This window comes from Streptomyces sp. NPDC018019 (assembly GCF_044327805.1).
Lineage (GTDB): Bacteria > Actinomycetota > Actinomycetes > Streptomycetales > Streptomycetaceae > Streptomyces.
Genome location: NZ_JBIRGD010000038.1, coordinates 1 through 22,437, shown reverse-complemented (window position 1 = coordinate 22,437; position 22,437 = coordinate 1). Strand labels below are relative to the sequence as shown.

22 protein-coding genes are annotated in these 22,437 nt (G+C 71.9%); 15 read left to right on the top strand and 7 right to left on the bottom strand.

Going from position 1 to position 22,437, the window contains the following annotated elements; genetic code table 11:
* Window positions 1-107 precede the first annotated feature (107 nt).
* The 3 genes from ACH4FX_RS38440 to ACH4FX_RS38430 form a co-directional block, all read right to left on the bottom strand.
* Window positions 108-950 carry a thioredoxin domain-containing protein gene (locus ACH4FX_RS38440; protein ID WP_398486137.1) on the bottom strand — a complete coding sequence of 281 codons (843 nt, stop codon included), beginning with the start codon at window positions 948-950 and terminating at the stop codon, window positions 108-110.
* A 62-nt stretch (window positions 951-1,012) separates the two neighbouring features.
* Window positions 1,013-1,672, bottom strand: coding sequence for a hypothetical protein (locus ACH4FX_RS38435; RefSeq protein ID WP_398486136.1), 660 nt, complete (start codon window positions 1,670-1,672; stop codon window positions 1,013-1,015).
* A gap of 97 nt (window positions 1,673-1,769) precedes the next feature.
* On the bottom strand, window positions 1,770-3,110 hold the full coding sequence (locus tag ACH4FX_RS38430) for a DUF2252 domain-containing protein (RefSeq protein WP_398486135.1): 1,341 nt from the start codon (window positions 3,108-3,110) through the stop codon (window positions 1,770-1,772).
* 236 nt (window positions 3,111-3,346) lie between these two features.
* Here ACH4FX_RS38430 and dnaE point away from each other — a divergent pair, with 236 nt between their 5' ends.
* Together dnaE and ACH4FX_RS38420 are read left to right on the top strand one after the other, a co-directional pair.
* Entirely contained in the window at window positions 3,347-6,889 is a 3,543-nt protein-coding gene (dnaE, locus tag ACH4FX_RS38425; RefSeq protein ID WP_398486134.1) for a DNA polymerase III subunit alpha, read from the top strand.
* Window positions 6,890-7,097: 208 nt separating this feature from the next.
* Entirely contained in the window at window positions 7,098-7,343 is a 246-nt protein-coding gene (locus ACH4FX_RS38420) for a hypothetical protein (RefSeq protein WP_398486133.1), read from the top strand.
* A gap of 84 nt (window positions 7,344-7,427) precedes the next feature.
* Here the strand turns inward: ACH4FX_RS38420 and ACH4FX_RS38415 are convergent, their stop codons facing one another.
* Window positions 7,428-7,604: a hypothetical protein gene (locus ACH4FX_RS38415; RefSeq protein ID WP_398486132.1), complete on the bottom strand. Its 177-nt coding sequence runs from the start codon at window positions 7,602-7,604 to the stop codon at window positions 7,428-7,430.
* Window positions 7,605-7,878: 274 nt separating this feature from the next.
* On the opposite strand from ACH4FX_RS38415, the gene ACH4FX_RS38410 reads away from it, so the two are divergent.
* The 4 genes from ACH4FX_RS38410 (at window position 7,879) to ACH4FX_RS38395 (ending at window position 12,186) form a co-directional block, all read left to right on the top strand.
* Entirely contained in the window at window positions 7,879-9,222 is a 1,344-nt protein-coding gene (locus ACH4FX_RS38410) for an NYN domain-containing protein (protein WP_398486131.1), read from the top strand.
* Between the two features lie 243 nt (window positions 9,223-9,465).
* On the top strand, window positions 9,466-10,479 hold the full coding sequence (locus ACH4FX_RS38405; RefSeq protein ID WP_398486130.1) for an ABC transporter ATP-binding protein: 1,014 nt from the start codon (window positions 9,466-9,468) through the stop codon (window positions 10,477-10,479).
* Window positions 10,480-10,535: 56 nt separating this feature from the next.
* Window positions 10,536-11,354: an ABC transporter permease gene (locus tag ACH4FX_RS38400; protein ID WP_398486174.1), complete on the top strand. Its 819-nt coding sequence runs from the start codon at window positions 10,536-10,538 to the stop codon at window positions 11,352-11,354.
* Window positions 11,355-11,445: 91 nt separating this feature from the next.
* Window positions 11,446-12,186 (top strand): ABC transporter permease, encoded by a 741-nt coding sequence (locus ACH4FX_RS38395; RefSeq protein ID WP_398486129.1) that lies wholly within the window; start codon window positions 11,446-11,448, stop codon window positions 12,184-12,186.
* 309 nt (window positions 12,187-12,495) lie between these two features.
* Here the strand turns inward: ACH4FX_RS38395 and ybaK are convergent, their stop codons facing one another.
* The 3 genes from ybaK to ACH4FX_RS38380 form a co-directional block, all read right to left on the bottom strand.
* Window positions 12,496-13,026 (bottom strand): Cys-tRNA(Pro) deacylase, encoded by a 531-nt coding sequence (gene ybaK, locus ACH4FX_RS38390; protein ID WP_398486173.1) that lies wholly within the window; start codon window positions 13,024-13,026, stop codon window positions 12,496-12,498.
* Window positions 13,027-13,087: 61 nt separating this feature from the next.
* Window positions 13,088-13,906 carry an LON peptidase substrate-binding domain-containing protein gene (locus tag ACH4FX_RS38385; RefSeq protein WP_398486128.1) on the bottom strand — a complete coding sequence of 273 codons (819 nt, stop codon included), beginning with the start codon at window positions 13,904-13,906 and terminating at the stop codon, window positions 13,088-13,090.
* A gap of 273 nt (window positions 13,907-14,179) precedes the next feature.
* Window positions 14,180-15,784 (bottom strand): oxidoreductase, encoded by a 1,605-nt coding sequence (locus ACH4FX_RS38380; protein ID WP_398486127.1) that lies wholly within the window; start codon window positions 15,782-15,784, stop codon window positions 14,180-14,182.
* A 364-nt stretch (window positions 15,785-16,148) separates the two neighbouring features.
* On the opposite strand from ACH4FX_RS38380, the gene hisD reads away from it, so the two are divergent.
* From hisD to ACH4FX_RS38335, 9 genes are all read left to right on the top strand, one after another.
* Window positions 16,149-17,471 carry a histidinol dehydrogenase gene (hisD, locus tag ACH4FX_RS38375; protein ID WP_398486126.1) on the top strand — a complete coding sequence of 441 codons (1,323 nt, stop codon included), beginning with the start codon at window positions 16,149-16,151 and terminating at the stop codon, window positions 17,469-17,471.
* An 8-nt stretch (window positions 17,472-17,479) separates the two neighbouring features.
* Complete coding sequence (locus tag ACH4FX_RS38370) at window positions 17,480-18,595, top strand: histidinol-phosphate transaminase (RefSeq protein WP_398486125.1); 1,116 nt, start codon at window positions 17,480-17,482, stop codon at window positions 18,593-18,595.
* Window positions 18,592-19,185 (top strand): imidazoleglycerol-phosphate dehydratase HisB, encoded by a 594-nt coding sequence (gene hisB / locus ACH4FX_RS38365; RefSeq protein WP_398486124.1) that lies wholly within the window; start codon window positions 18,592-18,594, stop codon window positions 19,183-19,185. Before ACH4FX_RS38370 ends, hisB begins: the two co-directional genes overlap by 4 nt.
* Entirely contained in the window at window positions 19,182-19,346 is a 165-nt protein-coding gene (locus ACH4FX_RS38360) for a hypothetical protein (RefSeq protein ID WP_030679859.1), read from the top strand. The genes hisB and ACH4FX_RS38360 overlap by 4 nt, the downstream gene beginning before the upstream one ends.
* Window positions 19,337-19,990 carry an imidazole glycerol phosphate synthase subunit HisH gene (gene hisH / locus ACH4FX_RS38355; protein WP_398486123.1) on the top strand — a complete coding sequence of 218 codons (654 nt, stop codon included), beginning with the start codon at window positions 19,337-19,339 and terminating at the stop codon, window positions 19,988-19,990. Before ACH4FX_RS38360 ends, hisH begins: the two co-directional genes overlap by 10 nt.
* 11 nt (window positions 19,991-20,001) lie before the next feature.
* Entirely contained in the window at window positions 20,002-20,727 is a 726-nt protein-coding gene (gene priA, locus ACH4FX_RS38350) for a bifunctional 1-(5-phosphoribosyl)-5-((5-phosphoribosylamino)methylideneamino)imidazole-4-carboxamide isomerase/phosphoribosylanthranilate isomerase PriA (protein ID WP_398486122.1), read from the top strand.
* Window positions 20,724-21,119, top strand: coding sequence for a RidA family protein (locus tag ACH4FX_RS38345; RefSeq protein ID WP_398486121.1), 396 nt, complete (start codon window positions 20,724-20,726; stop codon window positions 21,117-21,119). The genes priA and ACH4FX_RS38345 overlap by 4 nt, the downstream gene beginning before the upstream one ends.
* The gene (gene hisF / locus ACH4FX_RS38340; RefSeq protein WP_398486120.1) at window positions 21,116-21,871 is read left to right on the top strand and encodes an imidazole glycerol phosphate synthase subunit HisF; all 756 of its coding nucleotides are present in this window, start codon (window positions 21,116-21,118) and stop codon (window positions 21,869-21,871) included. The genes ACH4FX_RS38345 and hisF overlap by 4 nt, the downstream gene beginning before the upstream one ends.
* Before the next feature lie 88 nt (window positions 21,872-21,959).
* Entirely contained in the window at window positions 21,960-22,178 is a 219-nt protein-coding gene (locus tag ACH4FX_RS38335; protein WP_398486119.1) for a hypothetical protein, read from the top strand.
* The last annotated feature ends 259 nt before the right edge of the window (window positions 22,179-22,437 follow it).

Below are 22,437 nucleotides of genomic sequence, written 5' to 3'. Positions count from 1 at the left end.
GGCGGATCTTCGGCCACGGCGTACGGCGGCGGCCGGCGCGCGGTACGCACGCCGGCCGCGGGAGCCGTTCGCCGAAGCCCCGGCCAGGGGCCGTCGAGGAGCCCCGGTCAGCCCTTCATGGCCTTGTCGACATCCGCGTTGAACGCTTCCGGCGAGGCCGGGGCGACCTTGCCGTTCGCGCCGTCGGTGCCCAGCACCGTGTCGTCCAGCTTCACCGTCGGCGTGGCCTTGACGTCCTTGAAGGTGTTGAAGTTCTCCGACATCTCCAGCGCCCAGCGGTTGTACGTACCGGCCTTCACGGCGCTCTGGAACTTCGTGTTGCCCTTCAGGTCCGGCACCGTGTCGGCCACCTTGAGCAGGTAGTCGTTGTCGGCGAACTTGTCCGGACCGGTCTCCTCGGGGTGGTACTCCTTCGAGAACAGCGCTTCCTTGTACTTCAGGAACGCGTCGGGGCTCACGTTGAGCGCGGCCCCCATCGCGCTGAGCGCGTTCTTGGAGCCGGTGCCCCGGAGGTTGTTGTCCAGGAAGGTGCCCAGGTGGATGGAGGCCTTGTACTTGCCGGCCTTGATGTCCTTCTGGATGGTCTCGCCCACCTTCTGCTCGAAGGCGGCGCAGCCGGGGCAGCGGGCGTCCTCGAAGAGGGACAGCGTGTGCTTCGCGTCCTTCTTGCCGATGACGATCTCCGTGCCGTTCTTGCCGGAGGAGTTGGCCGGCTGGACCAGCTTGGCCTTCTGGGCCGCGGCCCACTTGTCGCCGCCGTCGCCGGAGTCCCCGCCGTCCGAGTTGGCCACGGCGACACCGATGCCGCCCGCGATGGCCAGCACGGCGACGATCGCGCCGCCGACGGTCAGCTGCCGGCGGACCTTCTCCTTCTTCTTCTGCCGCTCGCGCTCGGCGCGCAGCCGCTCCCGGGCTGCCTGCTTGTTGGCCTGGCTGTTGCGGTTGCTCATGACTGTCCTGCTCCTGGAAAAGGTGTGAACGGGTACCTGTCCGAAACGCCGCGGCCCGCAGGCTACGCGGCGAGGGAACAGGGCGGTCCACGCCGTACGACGCAGTGCACGAGGAGGGGGACGGCCCGCGGGACCGGCTCCGTACGCGCGGGCCGGGCGGCCGGGCGGTGCGGCACGGGCAGTGCCCGGACGACCGCCACCGCCAGCAGCAGCGGCCGGAACGCGAACGCGGTCACCGCACCCAGCAGCTGGGCCAGCGCCGCCTCGCCCCGCCGCAGCCAGGCCGCCGCGAGCAGCCCCACCGCGACGTGCGCGGCGAGCAGCAGCAGCCAGGCCGAGACGGGCGCCGGATCATCACCGGACAGGTGCGCCAGCGGGGTGCCCACGCTGCCGCCGCCGCACAGCAGGTCCACGCCCAGCGACCGCAGCGGACCGGTGACCGGCCCGCCGGCCCGCCCGTAACAGGTGTGCTGACCGGCGCTGAAGACCGTGTCGGCGGCCAGCTCCAGCGGCACGAGCAGCGCGGCGATCCGCCAGAAGCCGCGCTCCCGGCCGGCCAGCGCGTACGACACCGCGAAGACGGCGGCCGAGAGGGCGGCGACGACGGTCAGCGGCAGCGGCATCCGGGACAGCAGCACATGACCCGCGGCGGACAGCGTCACGCACAGCGCCGTGAAGAGCGCTGCGCGCAGTGCCCGCAGGTGTGCCGCCGAGATGTCCATTGCAGCGAGTCTGCCACGGCCCGCGGTAAGTGTGGACTAAGAGGCGCGAACACGTCGCCGCCCCGCCGCCCCTCGCGCGTACAGCCCGTGGCCGGGGTCACAGACCGGGGATGCGGCCGTTGCGGAAGAGGTCCACGAAGATCTGGTGATCGGCGCGGGCCCGGGCCCCGTACGCGTGCGCGAAGTCCACCAGGAGCCGGCCGAAGCCCTCCTCGTCGGCGGCGATGGCCGCGTCGATGGCGCGCTCGGTGGAGAACGGCACCAGGGAGTGGCCGCTCTCGTCGTCCGCGGCGGCGTGCATCGTCGCGGTGGCCCGGCCCAGGTCCGCGACGACCGCCGCGATCTCCGCCGGGTCGTCGATGTCCGACCAGTCCAGGTCGACCGCGTACGGCGAGATCTCGGCGACGAGCTGGCCGGCGCCGTCCAGCTCGGTCCAGCCCAGCCACGGGTCGGCGTGGTCCTGGAGGGCGCGCTGCGAGATCACCGTGCGGTGGCCCTCGTGCTGGAAGTAGCCGCGCACCCGCGGGTCGGTGAGGTGCCGGGAGACCGCCGGGGTCTGCGCCTGCTTCATGTAGATCACGACGTCGTTCTCCAGGGCGTCGCTGTTGCCCTCCAGCAGGATGTTGTACGAGGGCAGGCCCGCCGAGCCGATGCCGATGCCGCGGCGCCCCACCACGTCCTTGACCCGGTAGGAGTCCGGACGGGTCAGGCTGGACTCGGGCAGCGTCTCCAGATAGCCGTCGAACGCCGCCAGGACCTTGTAGCGGGTCGCCGAGTCCAGCTCGACCGTGCCGCTGCCGTCGGTGAAGCGGCGCTCGAAGTCGCGGATCTCGGTCATCGAGTCCAGCAGGCCGAAGCGGGTCAGCGAGCGGGCCATGCGCAGCGCGCCCAGCAGCGGGCCCTCGGCCGTGTCCAGGGTGAACGGCGGCACGTCGTCGTCCTTGGCGCCGGTGGCCAGGGCGTGGATGCGCTCGCGGTAGGCGGTGGCGTAGATCCCCACCAGCTCGCCGATCTGCTCGTCGCTGAGCGCCTTGGCGTAGCCGATCAGGGCCACCGAGGCGGCGAAGCGCTTCAGGTCCCAGGTGAAGGGGCCCACGTACGCCTCGTCGAAGTCGTTGACGTTGAAGATCAGCCGGCCGGTGGCGTCCATGTACGTGCCGAAGTTCTCGGCGTGCAGATCGCCGTGGATCCACACCTGGCCGGTGCGGTCGTCCTCGTACGGGCCGGTGCCCGCGCCGCCCTGCTCCTGGAGGTCGTGGTAGAAGAGGCAGGCCGTGCCCCGGTAGAAGGCGAAGGCGGACGCGGCCATCTTCCGGAATTTGACGCGGAAGGCGGCCGGGTCGGCGGCGAGCAGCTGCCCGAAGGCGGTGTCGAAGACGGCGAGGATCTCCTCGCCGCGCCGATCGGCGTCCGGCGCCGGGACGTGCTGGGACGACATCGCGTTGGGCCTCCTGGGCAAGTGGTGCGGACGGGTGTGCCGCCTCTTCCAACGGCCGAGGCTACCCATCGGTGCCCGCCCGCCGCCCTCAGGGAGGTGCTGCGCGCCGCCCGGCCACCGCCTCTGTGGGGGGCGCTGCGCGCTCCCCCTCTCGTTCCCCGCGTTGTCGGTGGAGGGTCGTAGACTTCGAGACCGTCCTGCTTTCCCAGCCGCTCCCCGTCCGGAGGTCTCCCACCGTGGCCAAGCCGCCCTTCACGCATCTGCACGTGCACACCCAGTACTCGCTGCTGGACGGTGCCGCGCGGCTGAAGGACATGTTCGAGGCGTGCAAGGAGATGGGCATGACGCATATCGCCATGTCCGACCACGGCAACCTCCACGGCGCCTACGACTTCTTCCACTCCGCCGAGAAGGCCGGCATCACGCCGATCATCGGCATCGAGGCGTATGTGGCACCCGAGTCGCGGCGTACCAAGCGCAAGATCCAGTGGGGCCAGCCGCACCAGAAGCGCGACGACGTCTCCGGTTCCGGTGGTTACACGCACAAGACGATCTGGGCGGCGAACAAGACCGGGCTGCACAACCTCTTCAAGCTCTCCTCCGACGCGTACAAGGAAGGCTGGCTGCAGAAGTGGCCCCGGATGGACAAGGAGACGATCTCCCAGTGGTCCGAGGGCCTGATCGCCTCCACCGGCTGCCCCTCCGGTGAGCTGCAGACCCGGCTGCGCCTCGGCCAGTTCGACGAGGCCCTGAAGGCGGCCTCCGAGTACCAGGACATCTTCGGCAAGGACCGTTACTTCCTGGAGCTGATGGACCACGGCATCGAGATCGAGCGCCGGGTCCGCGACGATCTGCTGGAGATCGGCAAGAAGCTCGGCATCCCGCCGCTGGTCACCAACGACTCCCACTACACCTACGCGCACGAGGCGACCGCCCACGACGCCCTGCTGTGCATCCAGACCGGCAAGAACCTCACCGACCCCGACCGCTTCAAGTTCGACGGCACCGGTTACTACCTGAAGTCCACGGAGGAGATGTACGCCATCGACTCCTCGGACGCCTGGCAGGAGGGCTGCCGCAACACCCTCCTGGTCGCCGAGCAGGTCGACACCACCGGCATGTTCGAGAAGCGCGACCTGATGCCGAAGTTCGACATCCCGGAGGGGTACACCGAGGTCACCTGGTTCCAGGAGGAGGTGCGGCGCGGCATGGAGCGCCGCTACCCGGGCGGCGTTCCGGAGGACCGGCAGAAGCAGGCCGAGTACGAGATGGACGTCATCATCCAGATGGGGTTCCCGGGCTACTTCCTCGTGGTCGCCGACTTCATCATGTGGGCCAAGCGCAACGGCATCGCGGTGGGCCCGGGCCGTGGCTCCGCGGCCGGCTCGATCGTCGCGTACGCGATGGGCATCACCGACCTCGACCCGGTCACGCACGGTCTGATCTTCGAGCGGTTCCTCAACCCCGAGCGCGTCTCGATGCCCGATGTCGACATCGACTTCGACGAGCGCAGGCGCGTCGAGGTGATCCGGTACGTCACCGAGAAGTACGGCGAGGACAAGGTCGCCATGATCGGTACGTACGGCAAGATCAAGGCGAAGAACGCCATCAAGGACTCCGCGCGCGTGCTGGGCTATCCGTACGCGATGGGCGACCGGATCACCAAGGCCATGCCCGCCGACGTCCTCGGCAAGGGCATCGACCTGGACGGCATCACCAACCCGCAGCACCCCCGCTACTCGGAGGCGGGCGAGGTGCGGGCGATGTACGAGAACGAACCGGACGTGAAGAAGGTCATCGACACCGCCAAGGGCGTCGAGGGCCTGGTCCGGCAGATGGGTGTGCACGCGGCCGGCGTGATCATGTCCAGCGAGCCGATCGTCGACCACGCCCCCGTCTGGGTGCGGCACACCGACGGGGTCACCATCACGCAGTGGGACTACCCGCAGTGCGAGTCGCTCGGCCTGCTCAAGATGGACTTCCTGGGCCTGCGCAACCTCACCATCATGGACGACGCCCGCAAGATGGTGGAGGCCAACAAGGGCGTCACGCTGGATCTCCTGGAGATCCCGCTCGACGACCCGAAGACGTACGAACTGCTCTGCCGCGGTGACACCCTCGGCGTCTTCCAGTTCGACGGCGGCCCGATGCGTTCGCTGCTGCGCCAGATGCAGCCCGACAACTTCGAGGACATCTCCGCCGTATCGGCCCTGTACCGCCCGGGCCCGATGGGCATGAACTCGCACATCAACTACGCGGAGCGGAAGAACGGCCGCCAGGAGATCACCCCGATCCACCCGGAGCTGGAGGAGCCGCTCAAGGAGGTCCTGGGCCTCACCTACGGCCTGATCGTCTACCAGGAGCAGGTCCAGAAGGCCGCCCAGATCGTCGCCGGGTACAGCCTCGGCGAGGCGGACGTCCTGCGCCGCGTGATGGGCAAGAAGAAGCCCGAGGAGCTGGAGAAGAACTTCGTCCTCTTCCAGGCGGGCGCCCGCAAGAACGGCTTCAGCGACGAGGCGATCCAGGCCCTGTGGGACGTGCTGGTCCCCTTCGCCGGCTACGCGTTCAACAAGGCCCACTCCTCCGCGTACGGACTCGTCACGTACTGGACCGCCTACCTGAAGGCGAACTACCCGGCGGAGTACATGTCCGCGCTGCTCACCTCGGTGCGCGACGACAAGGACAAGTCGGCGGTCTACCTGAACGAGTGCCGCCGCATGGGCATCAAGGTGCTCCCGCCGAACGTGAACGAGTCGCTGGCGAACTTCGCCGCCCAGGGCGACGACGTGATCCTCTTCGGTCTGACCGCCGTCCGCAACGTCGGCCAGAACGTCGTCGACTCGATCATCCGCTGCCGCAAGGCCAAGGGGAAGTACGCCTCCTTCCCCGACTACCTCGACAAGGTCGACGCGGTCGTCTGCAACAAGCGCACCACCGAATCGCTGATCAAGGCGGGCGCGTTCGACGAGATGGGGCACACCCGCAAGGGCCTGACCGCGCACTACGAAGCCATGATCGACAACGTGGTGCAGGTCAAGCGCAAGGAGGCCGAGGGGCAGTTCGACCTCTTCGGCGGCATGGGCGACGACAGCTCCGACGACGGTCCCGGCTTCGGCCTCGACGTCGAGTTCTCCGACGTGGAGTGGGACAAGACGTATCTGCTCGCGCAGGAGCGGGAGATGCTCGGTCTGTACGTTTCCGACCACCCGCTGTTCGGTCTGGAGCACGTGCTGTCCGACAAGGCGGACGCGGCGATCTCCCAGCTGACCGGCGGCGACTACTCGGACGGCTCGATCGTCACCATCGGCGGCATCATCTCGGGCCTCCAGCGCAAGATGACCAAGCAGGGCAACGCGTGGGCCATCGCCACGGTCGAGGACCTGGCCGGCTCCATCGAGTGCATGTTCTTCCCGGCGACGTACCAGCTGGTGTCCACCCAACTCGTCGAGGACACCGTGGTCTTCGTCAAGGGGCGCCTGGACAAGCGCGAGGACATCCCGCGGCTGGTCGCCATGGAGATGATGGTCCCCGACCTGTCCGAGGCCGGCGCCAACGCCCCCGTGACGATCACGATCCCCACGGTCAAGGTCACCCCGCCGCTGGTCGAGAAGCTCGGCGAGGTGCTCACCAGCCACCGCGGCGGGACCGAGGTGCGGATCAAGCTCCTGGGGGCGCGGAAGACCACGGTGCTCCGGCTGGACCGGCACCGGGTGACACCCGACCCGTCGCTCTTCGGCGACCTGAAGGTGCTGCTGGGCCCGTCCTGCCTGGCGGGCTGAGCCGGTGACCGGGGCCGGGGCGCGAGCGCCCCGGCCCCGGCGCGTACCCGTAGGCGCCGTGCGCCCGGCCGCACGGCGCCCTGCGGCCGCTTTTTATTCAACCCAGAAACAAATTTGCCCAACCCACGGAAGCCCATGACGCAAACCGGGTATCTACGCGAGTAGCGTGCCCAGTGCACCGATCGTTCGCGTGAGGGATGGTTTCGTCATGAACGCAGCAGTGATCAGCAAGGCCGTCTTCCTCCTGAGGGACGTCCACCTCTCGCCGCAGCAGGCCCGCCGCGGACTGGCCGCCTACTTCCCCGGCATGGGCATGGCCGACCGGGTACGGCACGTCCAGGCCGCGTACGACATCGTCAGCGAGGGGCGCCCGGCGCGCCGGACCAAGGCGTCCGACCTGACGCAGCCCCGCTACTTCGCCGCGGCCCACGAGCGGCACGGCTTCACGGACTGACGCCTGCCGCCGGTGAACGGCGGACGGAGCGCGAGAGGGGCGCACCCCGAACGGGTGCGCCCCTCTACTGCTGTGCGGGGGCGGTCAGTTGTGACCAAAACGCCGCTGGTGCTTACGGGCAACATCGTTCGGGGTCGCCTCGGCCGCCTGTGCCGACGCCTGGGCCTCCATGGCCGACCTCTCGGCGTCCTGGCGGCCACGCTCGGCGTCCTGCGCGCCCTTCTGTTGCTGACTGCGGTCGCGATTCTTGTTCTTGGCCATGATCGTGCCTCCTGAGGGGGATTCTGGGACCGGGGCCGTGACCAGGCTTACACGCGGCGTTGAGGGACGCATTTCGGACAATTACCGTCAGTAATAGGGTGCACCACGTGGTGTGTTCGGCATCGGCGCCGAATCCGCCACGCCGATGATCGAGTTCCGGCAGTTAACCCCCGCACGGTCGGGCAGACTCGAAGGAAAGCCGTAGGAAAAACCTCGTGCCACAGGCCGAGCCGGGGGGCGTCCGACTTCAGCACCTCAGGGAAGAGGGTGGAACGTGGATCGCTGCGTCGTCCTGGTGGACGCCGGATATTTGCTGGGCGCCGCCGCGAGCCTGCTCGCCGGGGAGCCCACCCGGTCCCGGATCTCCGTCGATCACGCCGAACTGATCCAGGGCCTGAGACAGCGCGCCGAGGCCGATACGGAACGGCCGTTGCTGCGCATCTACTGGTTCGACGGCGCACCCGACCGCGTACCGCAGCCCGAGCACCGGCGACTGCGCGTGATGTCCCGGGTCACCGTCCGGCTCGGCGCGCTGACCCGCAGCGACGGCCGCTGGGCCCAGAAGGGCGTGGACGCCGCGATGCACGCGGAGTTGACCGAGCTGGCCCGCAACCGCGCCTGCTCCGACATCGTGCTCGTCACCGGCGACGGCGACCTGCTGCCCGGCCTGATGTCGGCCAAGGAACACGGCGTCGCCGTGCACCTGTGGGCCGTCCAGGCCGCGGACGGCGACTACAACCAGTCCGAGGACCTGGTCGCCGAGGCCGACGAACGGCGGGTGCTGGACCGGGCGTGGATCACCCGCGCCGTACGCCTGAAGGAACTCGGCGGGCCGTGCGCGCCGCCGCCCGTACCGCGGCCGGAGATCGCCGCGATCCTCTCGGCCCCGCTGCCCGAGTCCGCCGTCGCCGCGGCCGCGTCCGCCGCGACGGCCGCGGCCGCGGCGTGTGAGGCGGAGCGGGGTGATGGTCACGAACGCAACGGTACGAACGGGGCGGTGCGGCCCGCGTCGGCGCCTTCGCCCGCCGAGCGGGCGGATACCGGAGCGTGCGCCCGTCCGGGCACGGCCGAACGGGACGAGGGCGGCACGCCGGGCGGCCGGGGCACCCCGGTCCCCACCCCGAAGGACCTCGCCGACCTGAACCGCGGCCCCTCCGCCGGGCCCGGCGGAACCTCCCCGGTCCCGGCGCCCGTACCCAGCGCGACGCTGCGCTGGTCCTCCGACAAGGGCTGGGTCGAGCGCGGCGGCCCCGTGGGCGAGCCCCCCGAAACCGCGTCCCTGCCGACGCTGGCCCAGCTCACCAGCGCGGAGCAGCGCTGGGCGGACCGCGAGGAGGACATCACGGCGGTCAGTGGCGACCCCTTCGAAGTGGGCCAGGTCTTCGCCCGCCGCTGGACGGAGCGGCTGTCCGACGCCGCCCACCTCCAGCAGATCTCTACGGAGTACCCCCGTATTCCCCACCGCATCGACGGTGAACTCCTCCGCTACGCGGCGCGCTTCGGGCTGCTCGCCCATAAGGACGACCAGATCGACGAGCATGATCGCTATGCGATTCGGGCCGGGTTCTGGCGGGAGGTGGATGTGCGGACTGCGGCGGAGGTTCCGGTGGGGGAGTAGGGGCCGTGCCGCTGAGCGCGGTGGGGTTGTGGGCCTTGCGCATGCGCTGTCGCGCGGGCGCATTCGGTTTCGTTGTGGCTCGGGGCCCCTCCCACCGGCCCTGATGCGCAGGACGCGCACCCCCACCGGACAGGCCGCGCAGCGCACCGCACCCCCACCTGGCGGGCCCCCGCCCCGTGCCCCAGGGCGTCACCCAGGGGTCGAGGGCGGTGGGGGCCGTGGAACCGCGTAGGCTCGTGGGTCGTGAGGACGGGTGCGAAGCGGGTGGAGCGCGGTGAGCTGGTGTGTGCCGTGCGGGACCTGGTCAAGACGTACCCCGCGGTGCGCGGGCGACGGGGAGCGGCGGGCGCGCCGGCCGTGCGGGCCAGTGACGGCATCAACCTGGACGTACGGCGCGGAGAGATCTTCGGGCTGCTGGGCCCGAACGGGGCCGGCAAGTCGACCCTGGTCCGGCAGCTCACCGGCCTGCTGCGCCCGGATTCCGGCCGCGTCACCGTTCTGGGGCACGACCTCGTCCGCTATCCGGAGCGCGCCGCGCGCCTGCTCGGATACCTCGGCCAGGAGTCGACCGCCCTGGACGAGATGACCGTCGCGCTGGCCGTGGAGACCACCGGCCGCCTGCGCGGCCTGACCGCGCGGGACGCGCGCGCGGAGCGGGACGCGGTCGTGGCGGAGCTGGGGCTCGGCGACATCGCCGGACGTCCGCTCAAGCGCCTTTCCGGCGGCCAGCGCCGCCTCGCCTGCTTCGCCGCCGTACTCGTGGGCGAGCGTCCGCTGCTGGTCCTGGACGAGCCGACCACCGGCATGGACCCCGTGGCGCGCCGCGCCGTGTGGGCCGCCGTGGACCGCCGCCGGGCCGAGCGCGGCGCCACCGTGCTGCTCGTGACGCACAACGTCATCGAGGCGGAGAGCGTCCTGGACCGGGTCGCGGTGATCGACCGCGGCCGGGTCATCGCCTGCGACACGCCCGGCGGGCTGAAGGATCTGGTGGGCGAAGAGGTCCGGCTGGAGCTGGTGTGGCGGGACCGGGCGCCGCTGGACGTACCCGAGGTGGCCGCCCTCGGCGAGGCCGCGCGGGCCCACGGGCGGCGCTGGACGCTGCGGCTGCCGCCGGACCGGGCGCGCGAGGCGGTGGCCGCCGTGACGGCGGGGCCGGCCTTCGCCGCGCTGGACGACTTCACGCTCGCGACGCCGAGCCTGGAAGATGTGTATCTCGCGCTGGGGGGCCGTACGGAGGAAGGCTTGGTGAAGGCGTGAGTGTGGTTCCCGCCGAGGCGGACGCGGCGGCGGAGACGGTGGCGCGGAGCGCGGCCGTGGCCGGGACCGACGCCGGGCCGGAGGGCGCGCCCGGATGGCCGGACCCGGACGGCACGGCCGCCGCACCGCTGGCGCCCCGGGCGCGCCTGCTGCCCGCGCTGGGCGCCGTCTACCGGGCCCAGCTGTCGCGGGCCCGGGTCGCCCGCATCCCGCTGCTGTTCGTGGCCACCTTCCAGTCCGTCGGGATCATGGTCCTGATGCGCGGGGTGGTCGACGGCGGCGATGCCGCGCGGGCCGTCGTGGCCGGCTCCAGCGTGCTGGTCGTGGCGTTCGTGGCGCTGAACCTGCTGGCCCAGTACTTCGGGCAGCTGCGCGCCGGCGGCGGGCTCGACCACTACGCCACGCTGCCGGTGCCGCCCGCCGCCGTGGTGCTCGGCGCGGCCGCCGCGTACGCCTCGTTCACCGCGCCGGGGACGGTGGTCACGGCCGTGACCGGCTGTCTGCTGTTCCAGCTGCCGATGACGAACCTGTGGGTGCTGATCGCGGTCATCCCGCTGGCCGGGGCGGCCCTCGCCGGGCTCGGCGCCGCGCTCGGCCTGCTCGCGCCGCGTCCGGAACTGGCCACGCTCTGCGGCCAGTTGGGCATGTCCGCGGCCCTGCTGCTGGGCGTGCTGCCGGCCTCCCGGCTGCCCGCGCCGATCTCGTACGCGCGCGACCTGCTGCCGTCGACGTACGGCGTCGAGGCTCTGGCGCGCGGCTTCGACGCCCGCCCCGACTGGCTGGTGGTCGCCGTGGACCTGGGCGTCTGTGCGGCCGTCGGCGTCCTGTCGCTGGCCGTGGCGACCTGGGCGTACCGCCGGGCGGCCGTACGGTGACAGGCCCGGCGGCACCGGGCCGACCGGCGGGAACCGGACGTGGCACCGTCCTGCCGACGGCCGCACCGTGCCCACCTGGCACGATGACGGGGTGACCGCACCACAGACGCCGCCCGACGACCAGCCGCCCAACGATCAGCCGTCCCACGGCCGGCCGCACGACGACCGGCCGCCCGGGCGTTCGTACGACCCCTGGGCCGGCGCGGCCGGGGCGTCGGCCGCCGATCCGACCACCGAGGGGACCGCCGTGCAGGACCGGGCCGCGTTCCGTCGTGAACTGCGCGAGGCGGCGCTGATCGCACTCGTGGTGACGGTGTGCGGCGCGCTGCTGGGCGCCCTGTGGGCGTGGCTGGCACCGCACGTCCCGCTGATCGCGGACGCCCGCGGCAATGTCTACCTGAAGAACAGCGAGGGCGAGGAGTCCATCGGCGGGGACGGCACGTTCGTCCTGCTGGCCCTCGGTTTCGGGGTGCTGTGCGCGGCGGCGGCCTTCCTCTACCGCAAGGGCGGCGGCATCCCGCTGGTGGTGGCGCTGACGGTGGGCGGACTGCTCGGTTCCGTGGTGGCCTGGCGGCTCGGCATGGTGCTGGGCCCGACGTCGGACCTGGTCGCGCGGGCCGCCGAGGTCGGCAAGGGCGTCACCTTCGACGCGCCGCTGCGTCTCCAGGCCAAGGGCGCGCTGCTCGCCTGGCCGGTCGCCGCCATGGTCACCCACCTGCTGCTGACGGGTCTCTTCGGCCCCCGCGACCCGGAACCGCCGGAGCCGGACTGGGCCACCGGGCCGCATCAGGCACCGCCGCCACCGCCCGCGCCGTCGTCCTCGGACGGCTGACGGGCGTCGGACGGCGGACGGGCCGGGCCACAGGGCGGGCTCCGCGGCGGCCCGGTCCGGAACGGGCCCGCGCACACGGGCCCGCCCCGGTCACTCAGGCGGGCCGCCGCCCGTGATTGGCCTTGCCCTTCCTGATGCGCCACTTCCGCTTGCGGGTCTTCTTCGACATGGCGTACCTCCTCTACGGGTCGTAGCGGAGGAAGCGGGAGGCGTAAAGGCTCTGCACCGTGACGGCCGGGGCGTACGGGACGCATCCAGCCGCGCGGGCGTACGGGGCGCTCCTCGCCGCGCCGCCCGCAGGCCCGTGCGTCAGTCGCGGGCGATGGCCGCCAGCGTCGCCTGCGTCAGCTCCTGGAGGTCGGCCGGGGCCAGCTCGACCTCCAGCCCGCGGCGTCCGGCCGACACGCACACCGTGGCGTGCGCGGTGGCCGACGCGTCGATGACCGTACGCAGCCGTTTGCGCTGGCCGAGCGGTGAGATGCCGCCGCGTACGTAGCCCGTGCTGCGTTCCGCCGCGGCCGGGTCGGCCATCGCGGCGCGCTTGCCGCCGGCCGCGGCGGCCAGGGCCTTGAGGTCGAGGGAGCCGGAGACCGGGACCACCGCGACGGTCAGGGCGCCGTCCACCTCGGCGAGCAGCGTCTTGAAGACCTGGTCGGGGGAGACGCCGAGCGCTTCGGCGGCCTCTTCGCCGTACGAGGGGGCGGCCGGGTCGTGCTCGTAGGCGTGGAGGGTGAAGTCGACGCCCGCCTCGGTGAGGGCGACCGTCGCGGGCGTGCCCCCGGCGCCGGCCGGCTGCTTCCCGTTCTTCGCCTGCTTGGTCCGCTTCGGCTTCTTGGACATGGTCGTCGCCCTCGTAGGACTCATCGGGGTACGGGTACGGAAGCGGCGGTGCTCCCCGTGCTCAGTTCGGGCTGGTCGGGTGCCGGGTCAGGTCCACCGCGGGCAGCGACGGGAGCTTACCGATCACCGCCGTCTCCTGGCGAAGGAGTTTCAGCTCCTGCGTGAGCCGGGCCGCGGTGTCCGGCGCCTCCAGCAGGCGCTGCTTGGCCGGGATGTCGAGCACGGCGGCGGCCGCGACCAGGTACGACAGCACCGACGGCTCGCCGGGCAGGTCCTGGCCGCCGGCCAGCGTGCGCTCGTTCGCCCAGGCCAGCCGCTTCTGGTAGGTGCGGAAGGCCCGGACGACCCCGGAGGCCAGCGCGCCGGCGCCCTCGCCCTCGGTCTCCGGCAGCTCTTCCACCTCGCCCATCAGATACGGGCCCGAGGCGTCCACCGACAGCAGCGTGAAGCGGGTGGTGCCGGTGGCCAGCACCTCGTACCCGGGGGCGTCCGGACCGGTGCCGGGAGCCGCCGCTTCCGCCGCGGCCTCGGTGCCCTCGCCGGCGGCGGGGGCGGAGCCGGGGGCGCCGCTCTTCTCGCGGATGGTCGCCGCGTCCGCCACGCACCCCACCGTGTGGAAGGCGCTGATCGGGTCGGGGCCGAAGCCCGCGCCCGGCCCGTCGGCGGGCATCGCCGTGCTGTCCGGCAGGCCGGGGGCGGAGGGCGCCACCTCGCGGCCGTCGCGGATCGCGACGACCCCGAACCGGCGCTCGTCCTCGGGCAGGGCGAGCAGGTCGCGCATCATGGCCCGGTACCGCGCCTCGAAGACGTTGAGCGGGAGGACGAGTCCCGGGAACAACACCGAGTTCAGCGGGAAGAGGGGGAGGCGCACGGAGGTCACAGCCCGTAAGCCTAGAGCCTGTGGAGGCGGGTGTGGCTCGCGGCCCGTGATCCGGGCGGCGGCGGACGGTGTGGACGGCCTCGGTTCCGGAGCCGGGCGGCCCCGGAACCGAGGCCGGGAGACGGGGCGCTCCGGCCGCGCACCCGCCGGAAACCGGGACCGGCCCGCTCTCGGGAAGCCGGATCCGGCGCCTGCGGAAGCCGGGACGGCCCCGCCGGAAACCGGCGCCGCCCTTTCGGAAGCCCGCCCCGCGCCACGCGCCCCCGTGCGCTCCTACTGCCGGCGCAGCAGCCGCGACGCGCCCGCCGCGACCGTCGTCGCCAGCACCCAGCCCGCCAGGATCATGATCGCGGCCACCCACTGGGACCCGCCGGCCGGTTTCCACGACGAGCCCTGGTAGAGGTCGATCACCGGCAGCAGCAGATCGAGGGAGTACAGATAGGGGTTCCAGGGCGGCGCCTCGCCGGGCTTGAGGGCCGGGGGCGGGGACTGCGCGAAGTAGACCGTGCCGAGCGCCCACAGGATCGCCATCCACACCGCGGCCCGCCCCGGCCGGTAGCCGTACGCCACCGTCCAGTCCTGGAGGACGCCCCACAGCTTGGCGGCCGGCGGCAGCGTCTCGCGCCGCCGCCGCTGCTTGGCGAGCAGCACCTCGCGCGCGTCGGAGTCCTCGCCGCTGCCGCGCAGGGCGGTGGCGAGCATCTCGTACGGCTCGGGCGCGTACTCCGGGGTGGCGGCGGCCACCCACTCCAGGCGCCGCGACAGCGGGAAGTGGCCGCGCGGGATGAGCGTCTCGTAGGCGAAGCCCGCCATCCACAGGCCGCCCAGCCCCGGCCAGCTCGCCGCCTTGTCGACCAGGTTGACGACCCGGGCGCCGGAGAGGATGACCCGCCCGCGCTGCGGCCGTTCGCCCAGGAAGCGCAGCTCCGGGGTCTGGATGCGGCGCAGCGACAGCTCCTGGTCCGGCTCCATGATGAAGCGCGCCTGCTCGAAGTCGACGGCGTCGCCGAACCGCCCGTCGTCCAGCCGCATGCCGCCCTCGCACTCGAAGCGCTGCATGCGGGTGCCGCGGGTGGGGGTGTGGGCGATGCCGTACGGGGGAGTGGCGACCGCGCTGGAGAACGGCGAGTTGGCCAGGCCCGCGCCGGTCAGGTACAGCGTGCGCTCGACCGTCATCTGGGGCGCGTTCAGCGCGCGGCGCCCGTACGGGTTGCTCAGCCGGCTGCCGCGCAGGCTCAGCGACACGCCGATCGTCGCGCCGCGCAGCGACAGTTCCCCGTAGGACTCCATCATCTCGGCCTGGAGGTCCTGGGCGACGGTGAGCCCGTCCGCCATCACCGACCGGCCCTGCCGGTCCTTGTGCACCACCGTCTGGTTGAGCAGCAGGTCCGTGCCGATGTGGGCGTCGGTCAGCCGGATGCCGGAGCGCACCACGCAGCGCGGCAGGTGCAGATCGCCCTCGGTGTGCAGGCGCGCCGCCTCGACCCTCGGTATCGCGCAGCCCACGATGCGCAGCGTGGTGAAGCGGCTCTCGGGCAGCACGATCTCGTTCTGGAAGCGGCAGTCGCGCAGCTCCACGAATGGCTTGATCGTGCCGCCCGCGAGGTCGAGAGTGTCGGTGATGTACGCACCCGCCAGTTTCAGCGCGGAGACCCGGCCGGGCTGCGCGGGCGGCCCCTCCAGCAGCAGGAGCGCCACGATCCGGGCGCGCACCCGCCGCTCCGGGCCCCACCGGAACTGCCCGTGCGGGTCGTCCCTGGCCGGATCGCCGGTGCGCAGCTCGCAGGTGCTGCCGTTGCGGAACGCCTGCCACATGCTCCACTCGGCCGGGCTCAGCATCAGCTCGGCGGGCGCGTCGCCCTCCTCCGGCGTGGTCACCGTGCCTTCCCCCTTTCCCCGCTCCCCCGAGCGGGTCCGTACGGTCCCGCGTGCGCGGTGTCCGCGTCCATCCCGTTTCCGTACGCCCGCCGTGTCCCGTCCGTACGTCCGCTGTACTCCGCCGTACCTCGCCCGGCCGGCCCGAAGGCCGGTCCCGCCTGCCGCCCCGTCCGTCCGCCCCGTCACTCCGTACGCCCGTACGACCCCCATTCCCGCTGCGTGACCACCTCAACACGAACCGTGAGGACCGGTTCCGGACAGCCGGCGGGACCGCGGTCCCGCCGGCCCCGGGAGGGCCGCGTGCTGTGTATCACTCACTGATACGGACGACCGGGCCCGGGAACGGGTCTGAGACACTGGAGGGGTGATCTCCCGAATCGATCTGCGCGGTGCCGCCCTCCCCGAGGGCGGCGCCCTGCGCGACCTGCTGCCCCGTGCCGAGTTCGACGTGGAAGCCGCCCTGGAGAAGGTGCGGCCCATCTGCGAGGACGTGCGCCATCGTGGGACGGCCGCGCTGATCGATTACGCCCATCGGTTCGACGGTGTGGCCATCGAGCGGGTACGGGTGCCCGCCGAGGCGCTGGAGCGGGCGCTCGCGGAGCTGGACCCGGCCGTACGGGCCGCCCTGGAGGAGTCGATCCGGCGCGCCCGCATCGTCCACCGCGAGCAGCGCCGCACCGACGTCACCACCAAGGTCGTGCCCGGCGGCACGGTCACCGAGCGCTGGGTCCCGGTCGAGCGCGTCGGTCTGTACGTACCCGGTGGCCTGGCGGTCTACCCGTCCTCCGTGGTCATGAACGTGGTTCCCGCGCAGGAGGCGGGCGTCGACGCGGTCGCCGTCACCTCCCCGCCGCAAGCCGGGTTCGGCGGCCTGCCGCACCCGACCATCCTGGCCGCCTGCGCCCTGCTCGGCGTGGACGAGGTGTACGCGGCCGGCGGCGCCCAGGCCATCGCGATGTTCGCGTACGGCACCGAGGAGTGCCGCCCGGTCAACCTGGTCACCGGCCCCGGCAACATCTACGTCGCCGCCGCCAAGCGCCTGCTCAAGGGCCGGATCGGCATCGACGCGGAGGCCGGGCCCACCGAGATCGCGGTCCTCGCGGACGCCACCGCCGACGCCGCGCACGTCGCCGCCGACCTGATCAGCCAGGCCGAGCACGACACGCTCGCCGCCGCCGTCCTGGTCACCGACTCGGCCGAACTGGCCACGGCCGTCGAGGCCGAGCTGAAGACCCAGGTGGCCGCCACCAAGCACACCGAGCGGATCAGCACCGCGCTGGCCGGCCGGCAGTCCGCGATCGTCCTGGTGGACGGCGTGGACGAGGGCCTGAAGGTGGTCGACGCGTACGGCGCCGAGCACCTGGAGATCCAGACGGCCGACGCCTCCGCGGTCGCCGCCCGGGTGCGCAACGCCGGTGCGGTCTTCGTCGGCCCGTACGCCCCCGTCTCGCTCGGCGACTACTGCGCCGGCTCCAACCACGTCCTGCCCACCGGCGGCTGCGCCTGCCACTCCTCGGGCCTGTCCGTCCAGTCGTTCCTGCGCGGCATCCATGTCGTGGACTACAGCCGCGACGCGCTGGCCGAGGTCGCCCACCACGTGGTGACCCTCGCCGAGGCCGAGGACCTGCCGGCCCACGGCGCGGCGCTGAAGGCCAGGTTCGACTGGAAGATCCCGCAGGGCGAGTGAGCGAGCACGTGACGAAGATCGACGACCTTCCCATCCGGGACGAGCTGCGCGGCAAGTCCCCGTACGGCGCGCCGCAGCTGGACGTGCCGGTACGCCTGAACACCAACGAGAACCCGTACCCGCTGCCCGAGCCGCTGGTGCGGCGCATCGCCGAGCGGGTCACCGAGGCCGCGCGCGAGCTGAACCGCTACCCCGACCGGGACGCGGTCGAACTGCGCGCCGCCCTCGCCGCCTATCTGACGCGCACCGGCGGCCACGCCGTCACGATGGCCAACGTCTGGGCCGCCAACGGCTCCAACGAGGTCATCCAGCAGCTGCTCCAGACCTTCGGCGGTCCCGGCCGCACCGCCATCGGCTTCGAGCCCTCGTACTCGATGCACGGCCTGATCTCCCGCGGCACCGGCACCGGCTGGCTCTCCGGGCCGCGCAACGCCGACTTCACCATCGACGTCGAGGCGGCCGTGGCGGCCATCGGCGAGCACCGGCCCGACGTGGTGTTCGTGTGCTCGCCCAACAACCCCACCGGCACCGCCGTCGCCGCCGAAACGGTTCTCGCGCTGTACGAGGCCGCGCAGGCGGCCCGCGCGGACACCGGCGGCGCGCTGGTCGTCGTGGACGAGGCGTACGGCGAGTTCAGCCACCGCCCCTCGCTGCTCCCGCTGATCGAGGGCCGCCCCAACCTGGTCGTCTCGCGCACCATGTCCAAGGCGTTCGGCGCCGCCGGGCTGCGCCTGGGCTACCTGGCCGCCGACCCGGCGGTGGTCGACGCCGTCCAGCTCGTCCGGCTGCCGTACCACCTCTCGTCCGTCACCCAGGCCACCGCGCTGGCCGCCCTGGAGCACACCGACACGCTGCTGAAGTACGTCGAACAGCTCAAGGCCGAGCGCGACCGGCTGGTCGACGAGCTGCGCGCGGCCGGCTGCGAGGTGGTCGACTCCGACGCGAACTTCGTCCAGTTCGGGCGGTTCGCCGACCAGCACGCGACCTGGCAGGCCATCCTCGACCAGGGCGTCCTGGTCCGTGACAACGGCGTACCGGGCTGGCTGCGGGTCACCGCGGGAACCCCCGCCGAGAACGACGCGTTCCTCGACGCGGTCCGTGCAGTACTGAAGGAGAACCGATGAACCGCGTTGGGCGCGTGGAGCGCACCACGAAGGAGACCTCGGTGCTGGTCGAGATCGATCTCGACGGCACCGGCCAGGTCGAGGTGTCGACAGGGGTCGGCTTCTACGACCACATGCTCGACCAGCTCGGCCGGCACGGCCTGTTCAACCTCAAGGTCAAGACCGACGGCGACCTGCACATCGACACCCACCACACCATCGAGGACACCGCCCTGGCGCTGGGCGCCGCCTTCAAGCAGGCGCTCGGCGACAAGGTCGGCATCTACCGCTTCGGCAACTGCACCGTCCCGCTGGACGAGTCGCTGGCCCAGGTGACCGTGGACCTCTCCGGCCGCCCCTACCTGGTGCACACCGAGCCGGAGAACATCGCGCCGATGATCGGCACGTACGACACCACGATGACCCGGCACATCCTGGAGTCCTTCGTCGCGCAGGCGCAGATCGCCCTGCACGTCCACGTCCCGTACGGCCGCAACGCCCACCACATCGTGGAGTGCCAGTTCAAGGCCCTGGCCCGCGCGCTGCGGTACGCGAGCGAGCGCGACCCGCGCGCCGCCGGCATCCTCCCCTCGACCAAGGGAGCGCTGTGAACGGCCTGTCCACCGTCTTCATCGTGCTCGGCCTGTTCCTGCTCGGCGGGCTCTACTCCTTCTGGAAGCAGGGGATGGGCAAGAGCGTGCTCGTCCTGCTGGGCATCGGCTCGGCCATGTGCCTGGTCGCCGGCATTCTCCGTCTGGATGTGTGGAATTGAGTACCGCGCCTGCGAAGAAAGTCGTCGTCTTCGACTACGGCTTCGGCAACGTCCGCTCCGCCGAGCGCGCCCTCGCCCACGTCGGCGCCGAGGTGGAGATCACCGGTGACTACGACAAGGCGATGGACGCCGACGGGCTGCTGGTGCCCGGCGTCGGCGCCTTCGCCGCCTGCATGAAGGGCCTGCGCGCGGCCCGCGGCGACTGGGTCATCGGCCGCCGGCTGGCCGGCGGGCGCCCGGTCATGGGCATCTGCGTCGGGATGCAGATCCTCTTCTCCCGCGGCATCGAGCACGGCGTGGAGACCGAGGGCCTGGACGAGTGGCCCGGCACGGTCGGCCCGCTCAAGGCCGACGTCGTGCCGCACATGGGCTGGAACACCGTCCAGGCGCCGGAGGGCTCGCGGCTGTTCGACGGCCTGCCCGCCGACGCCCGCTACTACTTCGTGCACTCCTACGCCGTACGCGACTGGGAGCTGGAGACCGGCAACCCGAACATGCGCGCGCCCAAGGTCACCTGGGCCACGCACGGCGAGCCGTTCGTGGCCGCCGTCGAGAACGGCCCGCTGTGGGCCACCCAGTTCCACCCCGAGAAGTCCGGCGACGCCGGCGCCCAGCTGCTGTCCAACTGGACCCAGACCCTCTAGGACCCTCCGCGATGAGCAAGCTCGAACTCCTCCCCGCCGTCGACGTCCGCGACGGCCAGGCGGTCCGCCTCGTGCACGGCGAGTCCGGCTCCGAGACGTCGTACGGCGACCCGCTGCAGGCCGCGCTGGCCTGGCAGCGCGCGGGCGCCGAGTGGCTGCACCTGGTCGACCTCGACGCGGCGTTCGGCACCGGCGACAACCGCGCGCAGATCGCCGAGGTGGCCCGCTCGATGGACATCAAGGTCGAACTGTCCGGCGGCATCCGCGACGACGCCTCCCTGGAGGCCGCGCTGGCCACCGGCTGCAGGCGCGTCAACCTCGGTACCGCGGCCCTGGAGACCCCCGAGTGGGTCGCCAAGGTCATCGCCGAGCACGGTGACAAGATCGCGGTCGGCCTGGACGTCCGCGGCACGACGCTGCGCGGCCGGGGCTGGACCCGGGACGGCGGCGACCTGTACGAGACGCTGGCCCGCCTGGACTCCGAGGGCTGCGCCCGCTACGTCGTCACCGACATCAACAAGGACGGCACCCTCCAGGGCCCCAACCTGGAGCTGCTGCGGGGCGTCTGCGCCGCGACCGACAAGCCGGTCGTCGCCTCCGGCGGCGTCTCCTCCCTGGACGACCTGCGTGCCATCGCCACACTGGTTCCGGAGGGCGTGGAGGGCGCGATCGTCGGCAAGGCGCTCTACGCCAAGGCGTTCACCCTGGAAGAGGCATTGGAGGCCGTGTCGTCATGACCATAGAGCGCGCGCAGACCGACAGTCCCTGGGAAGAGATCATCGGCTTCGCGCGCGCCGTGGCGGCCGGCGACCGCGTCCTGGTCGCCGGCACGATGCCACTGGTCGGCGGCGTGCTGTACGGGGAGGGCGACCCGTACGAGCAGACCAAGGTCGCCTTCGCCAACGCGCTGGCGGCGCTGGAGCCGTTCGGGCTCGGCGCCGGCGCGGTCATCCGCACCCGCATGTACCTGACCCACGCGCGGGACGTGGACGAGGCGGCCCGCGCCCACAAGGAACTCTTCGACGCCGTACGGCCCGCCGCGACCCTGGTCGTGGTCTCCGGCTTCGCCGACTCGCGCGTACTGGTCGAAGTCGAACTCGAAGCATTCAGAGAGGCCACGAGCACATGACCCTGGCGGTCCGAGTCATCCCCTGCCTGGACGTGGACAACGGCCGGGTCGTCAAGGGCGTCAACTTCAAGAACCTGCGCGACGCCGGCGACCCCGTCGAGATGGCCAAGGTCTACGGCGAGGAGGGCGCCGACGAGCTGACCTTCCTCGACATCACGGCCTCCTCCGGCAACCGCGAGACCACGTACGACGTGGTCCGCCGCACCGCCGAGCAGGTCTTCATCCCGCTCACGGTCGGCGGCGGCGTCCGCACTCCGGAGGACGTCGACAAGCTCCTGCGCGCCGGCGCGGACAAGGTCGGCGTCAACACCGCCGCCATCGCCCGCCCCGACCTGATCCGCGAGATCGCCGAACGCTTCGGCAGCCAGGTCCTGGTCCTCTCGGTGGACGCCCGGCGCACGGACACCGGCTCCTTCGAGGTCACCACCCACGGCGGCCGCCGCGGCACCGGCATCGACGCCGTCGAATGGGCCCACCGCGCGGCGGAACTCGGCGCCGGCGAGATCCTCCTCAACTCCATGGACGCCGACGGCACCAAGGACGGCTACGACACGGAGATGATCGCCGCCGTCCGCAAGCACGTCACCGTCCCCGTCATCGCCAGCGGCGGCGCGGGCCGCCTGACCGACTTCCCGCCCGCGGTCGCCGCGGGCGCCGACGCGGTGCTGGCCGCGTCGGTCTTCCACTTCGGCGACCTGCGCATCGGCGAGGTGAAGGAGACGCTGCGGGGGGCGGGGCATCCGGTCCGCTGAGGGGTGTGCGGAGATCGCCGCACGTCCGGTTCACTCTTGGTAGTGAACCTGGTAGTGATCAAGGTGGCGTCGGGTCTAGCCTCCGCATATGCCAGGAATCACGATCGAGTTCACCGAGGAAGAGCTGTCCGAGCTGCGCGCCGAGGCCAAGGAGCAGGGCGTTGCGATCAAGCGGCTGGCGCACGGAATACTGACCGAGAGCGTGGTGCGGCGGCGGCAGCGGCAGAAGTTCATCGAAGGCGCGAGCAACAAGTTCGCGGCTCTGGCGCCCGAGTTCCTCGACTCCTTCGAGGAGGGGGACCGATGATTCTCGCCGTCGATGCCGGCTGGATCCTGGGCATCCAGGCGAGCCACGTCCCCAGTGACCCGCGTCTGCGCGACTGGGGCTTCTCTGAACTAACTTGATAACTGCTCACTTGAGTGAATGGGTTGGTGCTTCGTCTTGGACGGGGCGCTTTTTTGTTGCCCGGCTTCCCTTCAGTTCGCGTGGCCTTGAGGTTTTTCGACCGTGCTGGTGCGTGCGACGATGCGGCTGAGGTCGGGCATGCCGAGATGGACGGTGGTGC

Coding starts and splice junctions, on each gene's coding strand:
- hisB (WP_398486124.1), top strand. CDS start 18,592: ATGAACCGCGTTGGGCGCGTGGAGCGCACCACGAAGGAGACCTCGGTG.
- ACH4FX_RS38345 (WP_398486121.1), top strand. CDS start 20,724: ATGACCATAGAGCGCGCGCAGACCGACAGTCCCTGGGAAGAGATCATC.
- ACH4FX_RS38415 (WP_398486132.1), bottom strand. CDS start 7,604: ATGGCCAAGAACAAGAATCGCGACCGCAGTCAGCAACAGAAGGGCGCG.
- ACH4FX_RS38440 (WP_398486137.1), bottom strand. CDS start 950: ATGAGCAACCGCAACAGCCAGGCCAACAAGCAGGCAGCCCGGGAGCGG.
- hisF (WP_398486120.1), top strand. CDS start 21,116: ATGACCCTGGCGGTCCGAGTCATCCCCTGCCTGGACGTGGACAACGGC.
- ACH4FX_RS38430 (WP_398486135.1), bottom strand. CDS start 3,110: ATGTCGTCCCAGCACGTCCCGGCGCCGGACGCCGATCGGCGCGGCGAG.
- ybaK (WP_398486173.1), bottom strand. CDS start 13,026: ATGTCCAAGAAGCCGAAGCGGACCAAGCAGGCGAAGAACGGGAAGCAG.
- priA (WP_398486122.1), top strand. CDS start 20,002: ATGAGCAAGCTCGAACTCCTCCCCGCCGTCGACGTCCGCGACGGCCAG.
- ACH4FX_RS38420 (WP_398486133.1), top strand. CDS start 7,098: ATGAACGCAGCAGTGATCAGCAAGGCCGTCTTCCTCCTGAGGGACGTC.
- ACH4FX_RS38335 (WP_398486119.1), top strand. CDS start 21,960: ATGCCAGGAATCACGATCGAGTTCACCGAGGAAGAGCTGTCCGAGCTG.
- ACH4FX_RS38435 (WP_398486136.1), bottom strand. CDS start 1,672: ATGGACATCTCGGCGGCACACCTGCGGGCACTGCGCGCAGCGCTCTTC.